We start from the raw sequence: 19254 nt of genomic DNA on the forward strand, positions 1-19254 counted from the left end.
TGTGTAATGGTTTTTCAAATGACCGCTCATGTATCTTTGCTGTGATAACGATTATAAATCTTCGCTTCTACCCCACTGTTCTGTGGTTTGTAAAATTGATGATTTATTAGTTCTGGCGGTAACAAAGGTTGACGTTTATCTGGGAAGTCGACTGGGTTTATATACGTCTTCGTGCCGTCCCTGAGATGGTCAGGTACATCAAATGGTTTCGTATTTTTGACGGTCTCCAGCGCGGCGTTAATGGCTTTATACACCGAATTAGATTTAGGACTCTCACAAATGAAAATGGCGGCTTGTGCAAGCGCCATACGGCACTCAGGCATACCTACAAACTCCGCTGCTTGTTTGGCTGCCAACGCCATCTGCAACGCTGTAGGATTCGCCATACCCACGTCTTCAGTCGCATGCACGACCATTCTACGTGCGATATAAATGGGGTCTACGCCGCTGTATAGGAGTCGAGCCATCCAATATACTGCCGCGTCAGAATCGCTGCCCCTGAGCGATTTACAGAAGGCAGAGACGATATCATAAAAATCCGTTTGATTCATGCCGTTGATGCGTTGTTCTACGGCTTCTTGAATGTGTTGTAATTCAATGACGTTACCGCCATGTAGTGAGTAAGCAGCGTTCTCCAAAGCAATCAAAGAATTGCGTACATCCCCATTCGTTATATCCACCAGATAGCTCAAAGCATCTTCTGTAATTTCAAACTTATTTGCAAGCCCACGTTCTTCATTCTGCAAAGCAAGACGAATAATTTGTTTATGGTTATCATGCTCAAGAGGTTTGAAATTATATATTTTACATCTAGATACGAGCGGTGGGATAATGTCATGCATCACCGATTCAGTCGTTGCTCCAATTAACGTGAATGTTCCATCTTCAGAAGGCGGCAATAATGCCTCTTGAACATTTGATTTCATCGCATGGATCTCATCGATAAACAATACGGTTCGTTGGTTGTACAATTTTAAATTATCTTTGGCATTCTTGATGGCATCTCGGATATCAGCGATGCCGAGGTTAACCCCATTTAACCGAATGAAGTGGGCATTCGTCATTTTGCTTATAATCGTGGCAAGGCTTGTCTTTCCAGAGGATGGAGGACCCTGCAATATCATATTGGTTAGGTGGTCATTCTCTATCAGTCGGCGTAAAACCTTGCCTGGTGCAAGCAAATGCTCCTGACCGAAGAACTCACTTAAATTCTGAGGACGCATTTTTTCAGCTAGTGGTTTAAAATTGTTATTTTGTTCAAGTGTATAATCAAATAAGTCCATTATTGAAACTCCAATGCGTTTTTTTCTTTCATTATACGACATCTTCACTATAAAGATAAAAAAATCCCCATCCGATTGGATGAGGAGCTAATGATGTTATAATCCCCTAGCTGCTAATCGGGATTGGAGTTGAAGGATTTCGCCTCGAAGCTTTGCTGATATTTCTTTCTCTTCTTTCCAAAAAGCTCGAGCGCCTTTATACTTATCCATCAGGTCTTCGTGTTCAGCTTTTAATTTAGCAAGTGCCTTCTCTGAATCACGTAGTTTCTTTTCAATCCCCTCAATTTCACGTTTCAAACCTTTGTAATCAACATCATTTTGTTTACTTCCAAATCCTCTTCGTCTTGCATACTTATGTTCCCATAATCGTGGATTCCATATTTTTAATAGATGTTCTTTGTAGAGTAAACTCTTATAAAATTGATTCCCCCCATAGTTCAATAATTTCTCTAAGGTTAAAACCGCATATTGACCTTCCTGTACTTGAATGAGTTCAATGAGTTTTTTAAGTTTTTTAATACTTTCTTGCCTTTGTTTTTCTTGATATTGTGATAGATGTTTTTTGCTCAAACTAATTTATCATCTCCATTTGAAATATCGCCATTCATGATTTTATTTACAAGTTCATTTTCATATTTATCAATGCCATTTTCACAAATCTTAATGATGCGTTCCAACAACACCGCATTTCGAGCAGCATTCTCAAACGAAGCAGCCATGTTCGGATGCTTGGCATACCTCTCCATGCGTTCATGCCAATAATCAAGTTCTTGATTGTATTGATTAAGGTATTCAGCTTTGGGAATAAACCAATCACATGCATAGCAATCAAAATGGTATGCTGTTCCTTGCGGTTGACATTTTTCAATTTGACCGCAAATGCCAATCCCCTTACTACCGCCAACTTCCCATGTTAAATAGGCATTCGGGTTTATTCGTTTGATGGCTGATAACCCATTTTCATCTAAATTAAAATACTTCCCCTTCATGGCAACGGCGGCTTGTTTTTCAGCAACTCGATTGTCCGTTAATAATTTCTTAATGGCATCTTTTATCGGATGCTTGTAGGACGCTAACATGGTCATATTTTTATGTTTGGACAGTTCGGAAACTTGTTCATCAGAGTAACCGCCGATGTAAATACGGTCGCTGATTGCGTTGTGGCGAAATTGATGGGATGTAATTACGGCGATATTTCCTTTTTTATCTTTGATTTGAAATAGGTGTGCCAGTTCCTCCAAATTTCTGTTGAATTTATCGAGTGTTAATCTTGAAAACCGATTTTCATGCTGTTTGTACACTTTCTTCATAACTTTACCGTTTTCTTTATCAAATCCATACCATTCAGATAGGAACAAAAACTTTTTATCTTCTTCTAAAATATCGTCATACTCCTGAATTCGGTTTTCTGTTTGTTTTTCTAATCGCTGAATAAGTTCAATGAGATAAGCGCCATGTCCAACGTTTAAAATAGGAATGGCTTTAATTTCTGCAACCAAAAAACCACCATTTTGCTTCCAAGTCGGCACGAACAAGACATAGTAGCTATAACTCGTTTTCAAGGCATGGATGGGACAACTTAAAATTTCAGTTCCTCGGTTTGGAAAAGAACGTAATAGCCAATAGGCGGTTCTTAGTTCCAGTGGAATATCCATGGCTTCATCCTTCATAATGGCATCAAATTTTCTTGCCACTTCATCAGGTATATACTTATGGTTGTTATTGATATGGAGATTTCGAAACGGATTTTTTCTCTTAGTCGGTATTTGTTCGGGGATTCCAGGGAATCCACGCATCGTTTTAAAAAAACTGTTAAGGGAGTTATAATATCTGGCTCTCGATTTTTGTGGTACGTTTTCTTTTATAAACTCTTCGTAATTAAAAAGTATTTGTTTGTTTACATCTTTTAGTTTTAGATGCGAATAGAAATCTTCTAAATAACGTATGAAGAATACTGTTTGATTCACATCAACGTTAATTGGTGCAATTTGTTTATTGGATAGCAAGGCGTAATACTTCAATAACTTCTTATAAGATTCTCTGACAGGCAGGTTAAAGTAAATCTTATAAGGAGACTTATTCCGAGCATCTTTATGTTTGTGATTGCAATACCACACTTCATCGTCAAAATGAAAATCTCCGTACTGTATTGTTTTTTTGTGGAGTTGTTCTATTAAATCATCTGTGAATGTCGTTTGATCTCTGTTAAATAACCAATTCTTTTGGTCGGTCAATTTGAATCCCCACTTCCATAGCTTTCTTTTCTGTTTGCTTTATCTTATTTTCGTAGATTTTCAACTCATTTTTTGCATGCTGAAACACACGATAATTTTCATAATCGTGAATATTCAGTGATTTGTACTTACTCTCCAACTCATCTACAACATACTTCTGTTCCAAATATAGTTGATACCACTTAGGTAAGTGTTGGGGTCCCGTAATAAGAAAATTGCATCCAGAACATTTGTTTTTTACGCAGGGACCAAAGGCAATGTGTTTATAACAGAGTCCATGTCCTTCAGGTGTTTCGCGGCTACCTTCCCTTAATTCTTGAACCAACGCTACCTTTTCTTCGGCAGTGTATGGAGACATGATTTCTTGATTTGTGACATCTCCAAACATTTTTTCAAAAAACGATGCTTCTTTCTCAGCCATCTGTGGCTTGGCTATTTCCTTATAATGTTTTTCAGTTGTTTTAGTGCTGAGATGATTAATAAAATCAGCAACTTCTTGTAGGGTTGCGCCGTTCGTGAATAAGTTTACAATGACCGTTTTACGGCACATATGATGCGTGTAATGAAACAGCTTTCCCATTTCGTCTTTAATTTTATGTTTCTTAATGAGTTTATTAATCCAAATGGACATGCTTCGTTGAGAATGCAATGTGACTTTATCCATATGCTCAGACAAAAAAATCACTTTGGAATTGATGCGTGTGCGTAAAGCCTCACTCGCCTGCTTTTGGATGTTGAATGCCTCAATTAGTTTTTCGTGTGCAGGAATTTCGTGAAAAGGGTCTTCACTATGCTTTGGTTTTTTCAACGAAATATATTTAAATACCATTTCATTTTCATATTCATATAAGTAATCTACTTCAACTGATAATGCCTCTTTTATTCGCATGCCAGAATACATCATCATCGCCCAAATGTTTTGAACATGACTTGGCAATTCTTGAATATGCTTTGTTATTTGTTCAACTACAATCTCAGGAATATACTCAGTTTTGTTTACAAATGAATCTATATTGCTAAAACCGAATCTCTTAAAGGGATTCTCTATATGTTCCAATGATTTTGATTCCAAAATCCATTCGTATAACAATTTGATTTCTGTATAAAATCCTTTCATTGTAGATAACTCATATTTCCGATTCCCATGTTCATCTTTAATTTGTTGCAAACCATCTCTAATGTGATGAGCATGAGCTGGATTAAGCTCAAGGACAGTTTGAATTTTGTAATGTGCATCTAATAACTCAAAACAGGTTTTGATACTATTCAACCGTTGTTGCGTATTCGATACGGATTCGTTTCGTTCGAATATATTTTCTATATAGGACTTCACTTCATTCTTTACATTTCCATTAAAATTTATAAAATCAAAACGATAACGGCGAATGACCTGCAACTCTGTATAATACAATTCCCATACATCGTCTTTAAACTTATATTACCAATGACGTACTTTATCAATCTTGGCAAGATAATAATCAGTTCGGACACGTTTGAACACATTGTCCATCTCTTCAATTTTCTGCAAGACGGAACCAGAAAAATAGTATTCTTTGACCCCATATAAGCAATAGTTATACAAGATTAGCCAACTGATTTCTATCTTTGTTGATTCTTTTTCAAGAAGTTCGCAACAAAAACGGATATAGCGTTCAAAAGCTGCCAAATCGTTCATACAGGCAAGATACACTTGATAGCCACTAATTTTAGGCTGCATCACTGTTGCATATGTCCAAACGGTATGGTTATCCAGTTTTTTAATCGCATTGAGTAATATATGCATACACTCGTCTATAAAACGTTCTACGACATCAATAACAAACTGAAAATATGGAGTCTTTGAGGTATAGTTGGTTCCAAGTTTATTAAAAACATCTTTTGTAGCAAACGGACGATTCTCTTTAAAAAATTGATGACATATGGAACGTAAGAATTGTTCAAACTCAAATGGAAATAAGCCTGCAACCTTATACAATGTCGATTCTTTTCTTTCCTCACGAAGTCGGTGAAATTGTTCGATGTCGCAGTTCTTTAAACATTCTACAACACTAGTGACATATAATTTTATGGAATCAATTTCTGCTACTTTAACTTGTAAGGTTATCTCTTTTTCGTTTATAAGAAAGATGTTTCCGCTGCCTGGCGTGATTTGCTTTAACACAACATCAATCACTGGTCATCCTCTTTCTCTTTGATTTGAGATGGCGCTAATTTCCGCAAAGTTTCTCTCCGCGTTTTTGTGGCTGTTTTTTTCTGATAAAATTTCCGAAGCGTATCAGGCTTGTGACCCAAGTAATCAGCAATGATGTTAATATCTATTCCTTTCTCAAAACTCTTCTCGACCAAGATTTCCGCTCTTGTACTTCGTCCACTATGCGTTCTAATTTTAGAAGGATTCATTCCTAATTTTTTAGCTGTTCTTTTCAGAATACTCAGAAAATTACGCCTAGTTACAGGTCTACCCCGATACTTTCCCTTGTTATTCAGAAATAGAAATGGACTCACATAGATGTCAGCAGATTCTCTTTCTCCAGCAATGTAATTTTCAATATCAGTCATAAGAGGTTGTGCAATGATTGGAATATCATCAAGGATAGGCACGTCACGATTACTTGTTTTAGCGTATGCTTCATTATCTGAATTGAGTTGATATACAACTTTTATCTCATTTTCAAAACGGTTGATATCGGTTAAGTGAAGCCCCAAAATCTCGCCAATTCTGAGACCACACTCCACACTTATCCGAAAGATTATTCGGTCTTTATGACTCGGTAAATGGTCAACTAAACTTTGAATTTCATCGATAGTATACCATTTGATATGCTCTTGCTTTTTTTTGAATCTGAACTTTTTAAAAAGTGCGTTATCCCTTGAATTGTTAAAGTTATAGATTTGACCATACAAAAACTTTTTGTTTACATAGTGATTTCCTTTACGATCCTTTTTATGCCCATACCATATCAGAGATTGTTCGATGGCTCCTCCATCTTCCAACCAATCATAAAAGTTTTTTAAAACTGAGATATGATTTCTCACTGTGTCAATGGTTTTCCCACCGCTGATTGCAACAACTTCGCCGCTATACCCCAATAGGTAGTGAACATATCCTTCAAGCGTTGCTTTATCTGTAACGTCCCGATAATGCATTTTTATGATTTTTAGATATTCTAAAAAGCTTACAATGACATATGCATAACGTTGTCCAGTTAGAGGGCTATTGGTACTTACAAACTGAATCCATCTGTTGATTTCTGCTATTGGTACTTCATCTTCTGTTATTGAGTATCTGGATATTGTTGTTCCATCATCTTGCGTAAATAAAGATTTTTTTACTTTTAAACTCAATCTTTCCATCACCCTTCTGTCGGATTCTCAGATGCGCATCTGCTCGTAGTTATTATAACAACCAAAAGTCGAAATGCGCATAAAATGTAAATACATGTCATTTCTCCACTTCCAGCCTCTAATTTATTATCACTATGTTTCGCTTACAAATGCACTATAATGTAGGATTTAGAATTCGTAAAGAGGAGGTAATGGAGTTAAACGGTTGAAGTAATATTTCGACAAATTCCCTCCTAATTTGAGAAATGAGTATAATAATTTTATTATTTATTCCGATTCTGTTGCTACACATAGGTTTGAGATTTGCTTATGAGTTTATTGTCTTTACTCAGTTTAATTAACTACAAAGTCATTACCACTTCTCAAGTAAATGTTTCCAGTTAGCACAAATCCTTTAAAAAGATAAAAAGACCATGGAATAAATTCCCTGGTCTTAGTGTTTCTTATCCACAATAGAGGTTAAATATCCTTCAAAAACTATCCTCTCGCCCCTTCGGTTGAGCTACGTCCTCCTCCATTAATTCATCAAACCTCCTCATCATTTATCTTATCTATGCGTGTACTTTGTTTTAATAAGGTCTACGCTAATAAAAAACCGTTTATATCAAGGTTTAAGATACGTGGTTCACTCCTAAAATACGTGTACTAATAATACACAGAACTATCAAATTATAACCTATATATTCCCAAAGTAAACGACAATTTTTCTCAAATCCTGCGTTTATTTCAATCTATTTCCTATTCCCTTTAGTTCGTCTAACAATTCCTTATACAAGCTTTCCTTTGGCTGTAGCTTTGTAGCAGCTTCAACTTTAGTTCTAGCATTTTTATAATCCTCTTTATTTTGTGATATATTGCCTTGTAAAACAAACAATTTTGCATTTTCATATTGAATAGTATGCGACCAAGGAATCATGCCGGATGCAATTCTAAAATGTGGCTCTGCCATTTCTAGTTGTCCACTGTCCCTTAGTTGAGTTGCCACTTGTTTTTGCTTATATCCAATTGCGGACCAGCCCAAAAACAGAGTAATACAAACACTGCAAACAACTAGTGAATATGACACTTTTTTAGAATTAATTGTAAATACTACAGGTAAATAGGTTAGTGAATCTGACATAAACAAGAGAAGAATTCCCCCCATTATCGGGAAGGTTAGATCAAAATCAAATCCACTATGCAGTATAACCACAATAACCACGAGTATTGATGCCTTCCCCCAATAAGCTTCAGCTTTGTTTCCTTTCTTAATTTGAATCTTAACCCCCACAATAAACAAACCTACTAGAATTCCAATTAAGAGAAGTCCGTAAATCCCTATATCCAATGCGGTCTGCAAAAAGTGGTTATGTATATACTTCACAAAATAGGGCTGGGATTGATAGTCTTGTTGAAGAAGATTCCAGCCACCACCGCCTGTTCCCTTCCACCAGTAGTCTTTTAGCATTTGTAAGCCATCTTTCCAATAAACCAATCTTATTTTAAACTCACTGGTTTCCGGCTGTATTGTCTGAACACGTCCCTTAAAGAACAGAAGATCCCCTTTGTAGAAGGCAGCCAATAACCACCCTGCAATATGTGTGACTATAAAGCCGACTGCCACTTTTTTGCGTCTCATCTCTGAAAAGATAAAAAATAAAATAATCATAGTTGCAAACCATAGCACCCATACTGACCTAGACAGCGTAAGTAACAGCCCTGTAACGAGAATAGTAGATACAACTAATTCACGTACTCTTCCATTTTGAGCATAATGAAGCAATGCAACAATAAGTGCTACAAGAAGGATAATCGCCAATGTATTTGCATACTCCAACGTTGATTCAAGCCGCCCATTACGTTCCATTTGAAACAAAACTCCTACTACAGCAACTATTGAAGTGATACGAGTTAGAATTAGATACAAGGCCAATCTTTTTCTCTATCTAAGTGCATTAAAAGAATAACAAGGGGGAGAAGGATCACTACCCTACCAGCCTCTATAATGGCGTACTCACGGTCAATACCATAGCCTATCGTCAAGATGTACATAGCTGAATAAAGTAGCAATATAATAGGAAACCAAGTCATTTTCAACGTCTTATCTTTATTGCTTAAATAACAAATAAGGCAAATAGAGCAGAGAACCGATGCTACGGCGAAAACACTCCAATCCGAAAAAAAACCTTGCAATAGTGCCCCCACACTAAAAAACAAAAACAATACTGCGTAAATAATGGAATTCTTGTTCATCAAAATCAAAATCTCCTTTAAGCTGTCGTTCCTTCATCATTATCTTTTACTTTATCGGCATATTTCAAATAGAAATTAAAGAGCCTATCTGATCATAAAGATCAGACAGGCTCTTTAAGCTTTATTAGACTTAAGTGTATTGTTACTAAACCTCGTCAACACTAACCCAAGCACCGCGTTCAATCGATAGATCTACCGCTTCCAATACCTCTTGGCATTTTACGCCGTCGTAGAAGGTTGGAGTGAATGGGGAATCAGTCGTCATGTGCTGGACGAATTCATATACAATATGAACGAATGCGTGCTCGTATCCGATAATATGACCAGTAGGCCACCAGTTGCCGGCATACTTGTGAGTAGATTCCGTAGCGAGAATACGACGGAAACCCGCCAAGTTCGGCTCGTCCTCACGGAAATATACCTCAAGCTCATTTAACTTCTCAAGATCCCAGCGGATAGAACCCTTGCTGCCGTGAATCTCGAATGTATTGTGGTTTTTGCGGCCAGCTGCGAAACGAGAAGCGATGAACACTCCCATAGCTCCGTTCTTAAAATCCGCTAGGAAGCCAGTCGCATCATCTACCGTTACTTCACCCTTCTCGGTTGAAGATCCAGCGCCAGTGAAACCAGCTGCGTCCGTCAATACTGGACGTTCCTTAACGAAAGTCCGGCTATGTCCAACAACTCGATCAAATTCTCCGATTAGGAAACGAGCAAGATCTATGCTGTGAGCATTGATGTCTCCATGTGCACCAGAGCCAGCAACCTCTTTCTTAAGACGCCAAGCAAGCGGTGTGTTCGGATCAACGAGCCAATCCTGTAAATAAGTCGCCCGATAGTGATGAATTTCTCCAAGGCGTCCTTCATCGATGATTTGCTTAGCCAATTGCACTGCAGGCAAGAAACGGTAGTTAAAGCAAATCGCGTGCTTAACACCTGCTTTCTCAGCAGCTTCAAGCATCTCCCGGCCATCAGCTAAGTTAAGCGCAAGCGGCTTCTCACAGAAAACATGTTTGCCTGCTGCGATTGCAGCAAGTGTGATTTCTTTATGCGCATCGCTTGGTGCATTGATATCAACAAAGTCGATATCTTCGCGAGCAATCATTTTACGCCAATCCGTCTCATAAGATTCCCAGCCGAATTTGTCAGCCGCTTCCTTAACCCCATTCTCATCTCGTCCACAAATCGCCTTCATAACGACGTCTGCTTCCGTATCAAAGAACATTCCTACATCTTTGTAAGCATGGCTATGAGCCTTGCCCATAAATTTGTAGCCTACCATACCCACATTGATTTTCTTTTTGCCTACGCCCACCACATTTCACCCGCACTTTCCTGAAGAATGAGTCCATTAAGGAAGTTAGCAGCTTTGGTGAAGCCTTCGTTTACGCTCATCAAGCCGTCTTCATGCTCAATGCTAATTGTTCCATCGTAGCCAACAAGACGAAGTGTGCTTACAAAATGTTTCCAGAAATCGTCGTCATGACCATACCCAACCGTACGGAATACCCACGAACGATTCAGAATGTCACCATAGTTTTTGTTATCTAGAACGCCGTTAATAGCTGTATTCCGTTTATCAATCTTCGTGTCCTTCGCATGTACATGGTAAATAGATTTGCCAAGAGCTTTAACACACTCAATGGGATCCATACCTTGCCAGAACAAGTGAGAAGGATCGAAGTTAACTCCGATGTTATCTCCCGCTTCTTCACGAAGACGTAATGCCGTTTCTGTATTATATACGAGAAAGCCAGGGTGAGCTTCAATAGCTACTCTCACATTGTGCTTACGCAGGAAAGCAGATTGTTCCTTCCAATAAGGAATGGCGATCTCGTTCCATTGCCATTCTAATACCGTCAAGAATTCAGGCGGCCAAGGGCAGGTTACCCATGAAGGATATGTAGAATTGACTGATTCACCAGGACAGCCCGAGAAAGTAATTACAGTCTCTACGCCGAGCTTCTCAGCCAATTTAACGGTAGCGACGAAATCATCATGATCAGATTTAGCAGTGGCTGCATTCGGATGTAACGGATTACCATGGCAGCTTAATGCACTAATCGTTAGACCGCGAGAGTCAACAGCATCACGAATACGGCTAATAGCTGCGTCATCATTCAATATTTCCTGTGCATTGATATGAGCAGTTCCGGGAAATCCTCCGGTTCCGATTTCAACGGATTGAAGTCCTGCGGCCTTAGCCGTATCCAATGCTTGTTCGAAAGCTTGTTGGCTGAATAGAACTAGAAAAACTCCTGATTTCATTGATTATCCACCAAACCTTTCCTAGATCATCTTAGTTATTAATGGACATAAAATAGATAAAGTATGTACACGCGTTCATTTTATGTCCCTTACTATTTTACAGGAAAATGCATCGAATTACTAACTCCAATTATACGACATCGCCTATTATTATTAATTTTCTCGGTTCTTTGGGCTATAACTAAACAAAGCTTATCGCTTGCCCTTTATTCGCAGATTCATAGACGGCTTCGAGTATTTCTTGTACAACAAGTGCTTGTTTAGCCGTAACAACAGGTTCTCGGTCATGAATAATGGCGTCAATCCATGCCCGTGCCTCTTGCTCTGCTGCATCATCAGGAAGAGGATTTCCGCCGAAATCACCAGACATCTGAATTTCTTGCGTATAAAGGCGACCATGCTCTTCACCATTAACACGTAGACCGTTTTTCATATCCGCTCCTGCTTTAGTTCCGGAGAGAGATACTTTCGCTTCATCAACATCAAGCGTATTAAGCGCCCAGCTCGATTCGAGCCACACGGTAGCCCCGCTCTTCATCGTAATCATGGCAAAGGCAGAATCCTCTACAGTAAATTTCGCAGGATCCCAGCTTCCCCAAAGATTCGCCTGGCTTCCTTGCTCCGCTAGCTTGCGGTAGGAAGTTCCCAGCACTGTCCTGGGCTCGTAGTTATCCATCATCCATAAAGCGAGGTCAAGAGCATGGGTTCCAATATCAATTAGCGGACCGCCACCTTGCTTCTCGAGGTCTAAGAACACACCCCATGTGGGTACAGCACGGCGACGAACTGCATGGGCCTTTGCAAAATATATTTCTCCCAGATCACCGGAACGGCACGCTTGGTGGAGCCAGCGACTATCTGCGCGATATCGATTTTGGTAAGCGATACTAAGCTTTCGGCCTGTTCTTTGGGAGGTTTCAAGCATACGCCGCGCATCCTCTGCCGTTCTAGCCATCGGCTTCTCGCAAAGCACGTGTTTACCTGCTTCCAAAGCAGCTATGGATATTTCGGCGTGGGTGTCATTTGGCGTACACACATGTACAACATGAACATCTTGGTCGCGGAGCAATTCATAAACATCGTGATACACTCTAGCATCGTGCGTGCCAAATCTATTTTTGGCTTCATGTGCTCTATCCGATGCTACATCAAAAAATGCGACAATTTGCGCTTCTGGGATTTTGGCGAGCGAGGGCAAATGCTTCCCCATGGCGATTCCACCGCATCCAATCATACCTACATTTACTTTTGTCAAAACACTTGTCCTCCTTGCGGGTTTTAAGTATTCATTCTACAATTAGTGTAACATAACTTTATATTAATCCCATGCACACAGATGCGAGGATCTTATGCGATTTTGTCATACAAGGGGATGAAGCCGTGCAAGCTATGCGAGAAAAGGTTGAATATGAGAATCCTCTGCTGTCTTTGAAAATATGGCAGGCGACCCGCAACGATCCTGGAGCAGTTAATTGGCATTATCATCCGGAGTGTGAGCTGTTGCTTGTTCAACGTGGACATCTCGAAATTGATCTCAGTGATAAAACCTACATGATGAATGATGGCGATATTGTTATTCTTGGAAATTCTCAGTTGCACCGAGATCGGAGTAAATTGGGATTCCTCGACTATATTGTCCTCCAATTCGATCTGCATACTTTTTTCGATCAAAGTACGATTCCCTATTTGCAGTATTTTAATGAAACAAAAGTACCACTTAGCACCATGAACTATATTTTTCAGGAAAATTTAGAAGCCCGTAATGCTGCAGCGGATTGTATTCGTCAAATTCATCATGAAGCACAGCAAAAAGAGAGCGGTTACGAGCTAGCCGTTAACATGTTAATAAAACAGCTGCTCCTCATTCTCATTCGCAATGACAATCGTGGCTTGTTGTCTGATCAGGACCGCGTTGAACGGATTCGTCTTAAGCCGGTGCTGGACTACGTCGAGACAAAGCTGGATGATCGAATTACTGTTGATGAAGTATGCCAATTGGCCAATATGAGCTATTATTATTTCGTTAAATTTTTCAAGAAAATAATGGGCCTTTCTTTCACAGAGTACGTTAACTTTCGGAAAATAAAAAGAGCCGAGCAGCTATTACTAACTCGAGACATGAGTGTCAGCGAAATTGGAGATCTGATCGGCATGGCTAACATGGCTCACTTCTACAAAATGTTCAAACGCTTCAACGGCTGCTCTCCGAAAGAGTTTCAACGGAAAATGCTCGCTTGGGGTAGGTAGGGTGCTCCCGTTTAAGATGCTACCATTAAAGATGTTACGTTAAAGTTGCAACATTTATGTTCTACCGTCGGCTTTCGGGAGTCATTTACAAATTCCCCTTGTACTTTAACCAATTATGTGATATTTCGACCCCATGTAGAACATTTATATTGGTCGTGAAGCACACGCCGCTCATTCCGGAGATTACCGGGCTGAGCGGCTTTTGTTTTTATTCTATTGAGAGGATGATGAGTTAATGAGTTCGAACAATGTAATTACGATGAACGATGAGTTATTGCATGCTTCGAAAAATGGACCGAGGACAATCGTTTAGCTAGTAAAGGAGAACGTAGAAGGAGACTGTCTAGCGCTTCAAGGCATGCAGAAAAAATGTTTATTCAGCAGGTATGGTGGCCCGCTTTTGGGCATTTTACTAATCTGCATGCGGAATACGAAATCAGAGATTATAAGGATGGCTGGAGATACCTTGACTTTGCTTATATTACTGAAGGTTATAGGATTTGTATCGAGATTGATGGCTACGGCAGCCATTGGCGGGATGTGAATAGATCACAGTTTGCAGATCACTTAATGCGACAAAATCACCTGGTCATTGACCGTTGGCATGTTCTGCGATTTTCGTATGATGATATTTTGGAAAAGCCTCGCGTTTGCCAGCAAATAATCCACCAGCTAATGGGAAAACTAAGTATGACTGACTCTCGGATAAATTTTGACTTAGCACCCATTGAACAATCGATCCTCACCATAGCTGCTTCAATCTCAACACCAATCACACCAAAATACGCCGCAAACCACATTGGCGTTCATCGAACAACTATATTGAGACACATTAAATCGCTAGTTACTAAAGAGCTCTTAATACCTTGTCGTATGGACGTAAAAAGGGTTTGCAGCTACAGAGCCAACAAAGCTATGTTAGCGAGGGTCAAATAGGGGCTGTAGCCGACTGCGGCGCTAAGTTATAGTAGCATTTTGCGACGATAGTGGGAGTTTCGCTCGGTGCCCCTCCTCATCGTTGCATTTTGCGACGATGGTGGGACTTTTTCTCTCTTGCCCTCGCTTATCGTTGCATTTTGCGACGATAGTGGGACTTTTTCTCTCTTGCCCTTCCTCATCGTTGCATTTTGCGACGATGGTGGGACTTTTTCTCTCTTGCCCTTCCTCATCGTTGCATTTTGCAACGATAGCGGAGCTTTTCATCTCTTGCACTCCCTCATCGTTGCATTTTGCAACGATGGTGGGGCTTTTCATTTCTCGCACTTCCTCATCGTTGCATTTTGCGACGATGGTGGGGCTTTTCATCTCTCGCACTTCCTCATCGTTGCATTTTGCGACGATGGTGGGCCACTTTAGAAACAACAAACCTCGCCTAAGCCTAGTGGCTTGACGAGGTTGATTTACGGTGGATGAACAGCTTGTAGCCGACGCCACGGATAGAATCGATTTGCACGGATTGCTGATTTAACTCAAGTTTCTTGCGGAGTGAGCTCACATGTACATCAACTGTTCGTTGGCCACCAATATAGTCGAAACCCCATACGACATTCATCAAATCATCTCGAGTGATGACGATACCTGGGCGTTCAGCTAAATATAGCAGTACCTCGAACTCCTTCGGCCGCAATGTGATCCACTGACCATTTGAGAAAACCTCATATTTGTCCGGAAAAATCTGCAGGTCTCCTATGGCAATGACTTTATCCCCACTACTTGCTTTCGAAGGCTTACTTTCCTCATTTCGAGAGCGCCTTAACACTGCCGATGTCCGAGCCAACAACTCGGCAACTCCGAACGGTTTTGTAATATAATCATCTGCACCAAGCTTTAAGCCTTGTACCACTTCCTCCTCTGCATTTCTTGCAGTGAGAATAATAACTGGTGTTTTGACTCCGTTCTGACGTAGCTTTTGCAGTACCTCGAATCCATTCATACCAGGAAGCATCAAATCAAGAAAAATAATGGCATATTGTTCATGGATTGCTTTATGCAATCCTTCCGCACCGTTCCCGACGACTTCTGTATCATAACCCTCTTGCGAAAGATTATAAGTAACTAGTCGTGCAAGAGTCGGTTCATCTTCGATAATCAGCACTTTGTCCGACATTGGTTCCTCCGGTCCGACAGGTAGTCCTGCCATTTTGACTCTTCATGTTAGTTTTATCATACCATTGTAAAGGCTGCATCATTAAAGTGTTAGCGGAATGTAAAATAGGTAAAGTTAATATTAAGGCTGTAGGAGTGGAAGCTCCAAAATAAACTGTGAACCCACGCCAACCGTGCTTTCCACTCGAATTGTTCCGTGATGCAGCTCTGTCAAATGTTTTACAATGGATAAACCTAAACCTGTTCCCCCTGAGCTGCGCGAACGCGCTTTATCTACTCTATAGAAACGTTCGAATATTCTAGGTATATCCTTTTTCGGAATGCCTATGCCTGTATCTGACACAGTAATTCGGACTAACTCATCTTCCCCATCGTCAGCTACGATAATACTCGCCCGTACCTTGACTTTGCCACCTGCAGGCGTATAGTTGATTCCATTCTGAATCAAGTTCATTAATATCTGTCCTAGACGATCTTCATCAGCTTCTAAGAATAGACCTTCCTCGGTCTGAATGTCCAATGTTATTTCCTTTTTACTAGCTTCTGAGGCAAGTAATTCGGTCATACGATCCAGGAACATTGGCAGATCGATAGGTGAAAACATTAATGGTGAACGGCGCGACTCAATCTTCGATAATTCTAATATATCTCCAATTAGTCGGTTCAGGCGATCACTCTCGTCTTGGATAATCGTCAGAAAGGAGGTTGCCGTTTCAGGATCATTCATCGCACCAGCCAATAATGTTTCTGCGAAACCTTTGACAGCAGCTACAGGTGTTTTTAACTCATGCGACACGTTAGCGACAAATTCGCTACGCATGCGCTCCAGCCGTCGAATAGCTGAAACATCCTGAAGCACGAGAAGAAGTCCAGGTTCTTCATCTCCGTTCATCGTCATTGGGACAATATTAATTTCAAGCAATCGCTCCTCAGGAAAATAAACCGTTAGCTCTTCATGAATAGACAGAGGATTTTCTAATCCTGAACGAATGAGACCGACCAGCTCAAAATGCTGACGGATTTCCGTGTAGCTACGTCCGACGCGTTCACGTACGGAGCTTCCTAGCAATAACTCTGCCTCATGATTGTACAATGTAATCCGGCCATCGTGGGCGATCATCACAACACCGTTTATCATATTGTCTACTACACTTTGCAGACGTGTACCATTTTGCCTAATTTCATCTAGCTGCCCCTGAAGACTCCCAGCCATCGCATTAAGCGCTCTAGCTAGCTCGCCTACTTCATCTCTTCCGCCTTCCGGTACGCGAATGGCATAATCCATGCCAGCCATCCTTATTGCTGCGGATGTCATACGTTCTAACGGTCGAGTAACACTAAGAGCAACTCGATAGCTTATTATCGCTGCAAGTGCGAAAAGCAGGAATAAGCCAAATACTAAAGCAAGCCACATGTTGTTTAAGCTACGTTCGACATCTCCCAAGCTCATGGCCAAACGAATTATGCCCTTGTTAGCAGTACCCTGGTCATCATGAACCGTAATTGCAACATACATCATCTTCCGATTTAAGGTTTCACTCTTTCGGACGCTGCTTCCTGTTCCTGATTTGAGTGCTTGCTGCACTTCCGAGCGATTGAGATGATTATCCATCGTCGACAGCTCATGATCCGAATCTCCCATAACTTTTCCGTCAAGACGAATATAAGTTACGCGCATCCCAGCAATTTCCTTAAACCGCTTGGCCTCATGCTGCAAATACAAGCTTTGTTCGGCTGAATTCTCCATCGCAGGCCAAGGAGCGGCAGCGTTAAGAACGTGCAGCTCCCGAATCATATGATCCCGCAAAGCCGCTTGATGGTTCCTCTGATAAGAGTTACCCATTAACAGCCCGGCTGCCAGGACAGAAAATCCAATCATGATGACAAATAGTCCGGTTAACTTCAAGCGAAATTTAGACATGAACAGACAATAGCTCCTTTAACATACGTATGGCTCTTTAAACAAATACTGGTTCTTTAAACTGCGCTAGCTTAGCTTTAGAATCCTTATCCACATCGGCATGCAGACTATTTCCGTGAGAGTCCATTGTAACAATGGCAGCAAAGCCTTCTACTTGCAAATGCCACATTGCTTCAGGAATACCGAATTCCATAAAGTCGACTCCATTAACCTTCTTAATGCATTCCGCATAATATTGAGCTGCTCCACCGACCGCATTCAAATACACGCCGCCATGCTCTTGTAATGCTGCCAATGTTTTAGGTCCCATCCCGCCTTTACCGATGACCGCGCGAAGTCCGAACTTTTTCATAATATCGCCCTGGTAAGGCTCCTCGCGAATGCTTGTCGTCGGACCTGCACCCTTAACATGCCAGCCTGAATCATCCTTAAGCATAACTGGGCCGCAGTGGTAAATAACGCCGCCATTCAGGTCAATTGGAGCATCATGATCCATCAGGTGCTTGTGCAAAGCATCACGCCCCGTATGCATTTCCCCATTCAGAATAACAACATCGCCAACCTTAAGGCTGCGTACGTCTTCCTCTGATAATGGCATTTGCAAAACGATTTCCTTAGGCTTTGATACTTCTACTGAAGCTTCCTCTGCCGGTTCTACCATTTTCACAGCATTGCCGCCTTCGTAAACCCAGCTTTTAATCTCATGCGTGTTACCATCTAATACGACTCCTTGACGACGGTACGCCCAACAATTGTAGGCAACAGAAACGAAGAAGCTTGCTGGTAACCGGTTATTTACCCCAACCTTACAGCCAAGCAAAGTAACATTACCGCCGAAGCCCATCGTACCTATACCAAGCTGGTTAGCCTTGTCCAAAATATATTCTTCCAATTGCTGAAGCTCCGGAATCGGATTCGTATCCTCAATCTCGCGGAATAATTGCTGTTTAGCTAGCTCATAGCCCGTTGTCCGGTCCCCACCGATACCAACACCTATAAATCCTGCGCTACAGCCTTGTCCTTGCGCTTGATATACGGCATGCAGCACACATTTGCGGATACCATCTAGATCGCGACCAGCTTTGCCTAAGCCTTCAATTTCACAGGGCAAACTATATTGAATGTTTTTATTTTCGCAGCCGCCGCCTTTAAGAATAAGACGAACATCTACGTCATCGCGCTCCCACTGCTCGAAATGGATAACCGGAGTGCCTGGTCCAAGGTTATCTCCTGTGTTTGATCCGGTTAAAGAATCCACAGAATTCGTGCGAAGCTTCCCATCCTTCGTCGCTCTTGCAATTGCATTTCTAATTTCTTGTTTCATAATAATCTGATTAGCACCGACAGGGGTATGTACGACAAAAGTCGGCATACCGGTATCTTGGCAAATGGGGGAAACATTATTTTCCGCCATCTCAATATTTTGAGCAATTGTCGTCAAAGACAATCCTGCGCGCGTCGCGCGGTCTTCCGCCTCACGGGCTGCTGCAATGGTACGGCGAACGTCCGCCGGAAGGTTAGTTGAGGTTTCCACAATAAGCTGGTACATGCTTTGTTCGAATGAAGTAGACATGATAAGTGCAATTTCCCCTCTCTGTTCGTTAATCCTTATCCATTA

The 19254-nt window shown here is 41.0% G+C and carries 17 protein-coding genes; 3 read left to right on the top strand and 14 right to left on the bottom strand.

Translation table 11 applies throughout. The features are described from left to right. Nucleotides 1-26: 26 nt before the first annotated feature. The 11 genes from KCTCHS21_RS21425 to KCTCHS21_RS21475 form a co-directional block, all read right to left on the bottom strand. Entirely contained in the window at nucleotides 27-1325 is a 1299-nt protein-coding gene (locus KCTCHS21_RS21425; protein WP_232057911.1) for a replication-associated recombination protein A, read from the bottom strand. Between the two features lie 54 nt (nucleotides 1326-1379). After that, nucleotides 1380-1853 (bottom strand): hypothetical protein, encoded by a 474-nt coding sequence (locus KCTCHS21_RS21430; protein ID WP_130613165.1) that lies wholly within the window; start codon nucleotides 1851-1853, stop codon nucleotides 1380-1382. Then, nucleotides 1850-3517, bottom strand: coding sequence for a site-specific integrase (locus tag KCTCHS21_RS21435; RefSeq protein WP_130613168.1), 1668 nt, complete (start codon nucleotides 3515-3517; stop codon nucleotides 1850-1852). The genes KCTCHS21_RS21430 and KCTCHS21_RS21435 overlap by 4 nt, the downstream gene beginning before the upstream one ends. Next, a complete protein-coding gene (locus KCTCHS21_RS21440) occupies nucleotides 3489-4928 on the bottom strand; it encodes a site-specific integrase (RefSeq protein ID WP_130613171.1) in 1440 nt (479 codons plus the stop codon). Before KCTCHS21_RS21440 ends, KCTCHS21_RS21435 begins: the two co-directional genes overlap by 29 nt. A gap of 27 nt (nucleotides 4929-4955) precedes the next feature. Then, nucleotides 4956-5690, bottom strand: coding sequence for a hypothetical protein (locus tag KCTCHS21_RS21445; protein WP_130613174.1), 735 nt, complete (start codon nucleotides 5688-5690; stop codon nucleotides 4956-4958). After that, nucleotides 5687-6862: a tyrosine-type recombinase/integrase gene (locus KCTCHS21_RS21450; protein WP_157994092.1), complete on the bottom strand. Its 1176-nt coding sequence runs from the start codon at nucleotides 6860-6862 to the stop codon at nucleotides 5687-5689. Before KCTCHS21_RS21450 ends, KCTCHS21_RS21445 begins: the two co-directional genes overlap by 4 nt. A gap of 721 nt (nucleotides 6863-7583) precedes the next feature. Next, nucleotides 7584-8708 carry an O-antigen ligase family protein gene (locus tag KCTCHS21_RS21455; RefSeq protein ID WP_130613180.1) on the bottom strand — a complete coding sequence of 375 codons (1125 nt, stop codon included), beginning with the start codon at nucleotides 8706-8708 and terminating at the stop codon, nucleotides 7584-7586. Between the two features lie 50 nt (nucleotides 8709-8758). Then, nucleotides 8759-9097 carry a hypothetical protein gene (locus KCTCHS21_RS21460; protein ID WP_130613184.1) on the bottom strand — a complete coding sequence of 113 codons (339 nt, stop codon included), beginning with the start codon at nucleotides 9095-9097 and terminating at the stop codon, nucleotides 8759-8761. 142 nt (nucleotides 9098-9239) lie between these two features. Continuing rightward, the gene (locus KCTCHS21_RS21465) at nucleotides 9240-10376 is read right to left on the bottom strand and encodes a Gfo/Idh/MocA family protein (protein ID WP_130616636.1); all 1137 of its coding nucleotides are present in this window, start codon (nucleotides 10374-10376) and stop codon (nucleotides 9240-9242) included. A gap of 23 nt (nucleotides 10377-10399) precedes the next feature. Continuing rightward, nucleotides 10400-11362: a sugar phosphate isomerase/epimerase family protein gene (locus tag KCTCHS21_RS21470; protein ID WP_130613187.1), complete on the bottom strand. Its 963-nt coding sequence runs from the start codon at nucleotides 11360-11362 to the stop codon at nucleotides 10400-10402. Between the two features lie 181 nt (nucleotides 11363-11543). Next, nucleotides 11544-12617, bottom strand: a complete 1074-nt coding sequence (locus KCTCHS21_RS21475; protein ID WP_179952630.1) for a Gfo/Idh/MocA family protein — start codon at nucleotides 12615-12617, stop codon at nucleotides 11544-11546. A 134-nt stretch (nucleotides 12618-12751) separates the two neighbouring features. Between KCTCHS21_RS21475 and KCTCHS21_RS21480 the strand changes: the two genes are divergently transcribed. The 3 genes from KCTCHS21_RS21480 (at nucleotide 12752) to KCTCHS21_RS21485 (ending at nucleotide 14965) form a co-directional block, all read left to right on the top strand. Further along, the gene (locus KCTCHS21_RS21480) at nucleotides 12752-13609 is read left to right on the top strand and encodes a helix-turn-helix domain-containing protein (RefSeq protein WP_232058262.1); all 858 of its coding nucleotides are present in this window, start codon (nucleotides 12752-12754) and stop codon (nucleotides 13607-13609) included. 421 nt (nucleotides 13610-14030) lie between these two features. Next, complete coding sequence (locus KCTCHS21_RS31965; RefSeq protein ID WP_269472723.1) at nucleotides 14031-14153, top strand: hypothetical protein; 123 nt, start codon at nucleotides 14031-14033, stop codon at nucleotides 14151-14153. Nucleotides 14154-14611: 458 nt separating this feature from the next. Further along, nucleotides 14612-14965, top strand: a complete 354-nt coding sequence (locus KCTCHS21_RS21485; RefSeq protein ID WP_130613193.1) for a hypothetical protein — start codon at nucleotides 14612-14614, stop codon at nucleotides 14963-14965. Nucleotides 14966-14987: 22 nt separating this feature from the next. Here KCTCHS21_RS21485 and KCTCHS21_RS21490 read toward each other — a convergent pair whose 3' ends face one another. The 3 genes from KCTCHS21_RS21490 to KCTCHS21_RS21500 form a co-directional block, all read right to left on the bottom strand. After that, nucleotides 14988-15716: a response regulator transcription factor gene (locus KCTCHS21_RS21490; RefSeq protein WP_130613196.1), complete on the bottom strand. Its 729-nt coding sequence runs from the start codon at nucleotides 15714-15716 to the stop codon at nucleotides 14988-14990. 120 nt (nucleotides 15717-15836) lie between these two features. After that, complete coding sequence (pnpS, locus tag KCTCHS21_RS21495; protein ID WP_130613199.1) at nucleotides 15837-17636, bottom strand: two-component system histidine kinase PnpS; 1800 nt, start codon at nucleotides 17634-17636, stop codon at nucleotides 15837-15839. A 37-nt stretch (nucleotides 17637-17673) separates the two neighbouring features. Beyond that, nucleotides 17674-19209, bottom strand: coding sequence for a fumarate hydratase (locus tag KCTCHS21_RS21500; protein WP_130613202.1), 1536 nt, complete (start codon nucleotides 19207-19209; stop codon nucleotides 17674-17676). Nucleotides 19210-19254 lie beyond the last annotated feature (45 nt).

Origin of the sequence: Cohnella abietis (assembly GCF_004295585.1) — a bacterium.
Lineage (GTDB): Bacteria > Bacillota > Bacilli > Paenibacillales > Paenibacillaceae > Cohnella > Cohnella abietis.

Coding starts and splice junctions, on each gene's coding strand:
- KCTCHS21_RS21490 (WP_130613196.1), bottom strand. CDS start 15,716: ATGTCGGACAAAGTGCTGATTATCGAAGATGAACCGACTCTTGCACGA.
- KCTCHS21_RS21470 (WP_130613187.1), bottom strand. CDS start 11,362: ATGAAATCAGGAGTTTTTCTAGTTCTATTCAGCCAACAAGCTTTCGAA.
- KCTCHS21_RS21425 (WP_232057911.1), bottom strand. CDS start 1,325: ATGTCGTATAATGAAAGAAAAAAACGCATTGGAGTTTCAATAATGGAC.
- KCTCHS21_RS21465 (WP_130616636.1), bottom strand. CDS start 10,376: ATGGTAGGCTACAAATTTATGGGCAAGGCTCATAGCCATGCTTACAAA.
- KCTCHS21_RS21500 (WP_130613202.1), bottom strand. CDS start 19,209: ATGTCTACTTCATTCGAACAAAGCATGTACCAGCTTATTGTGGAAACC.
- pnpS (WP_130613199.1), bottom strand. CDS start 17,636: ATGTCTAAATTTCGCTTGAAGTTAACCGGACTATTTGTCATCATGATT.
- KCTCHS21_RS21480 (WP_232058262.1), top strand. CDS start 12,752: ATGCGAGAAAAGGTTGAATATGAGAATCCTCTGCTGTCTTTGAAAATA.
- KCTCHS21_RS21455 (WP_130613180.1), bottom strand. CDS start 8,708: ATGGAACGTAATGGGCGGCTTGAATCAACGTTGGAGTATGCAAATACA.
- KCTCHS21_RS31965 (WP_269472723.1), top strand. CDS start 14,031: ATGCGGAATACGAAATCAGAGATTATAAGGATGGCTGGAGATACCTTG.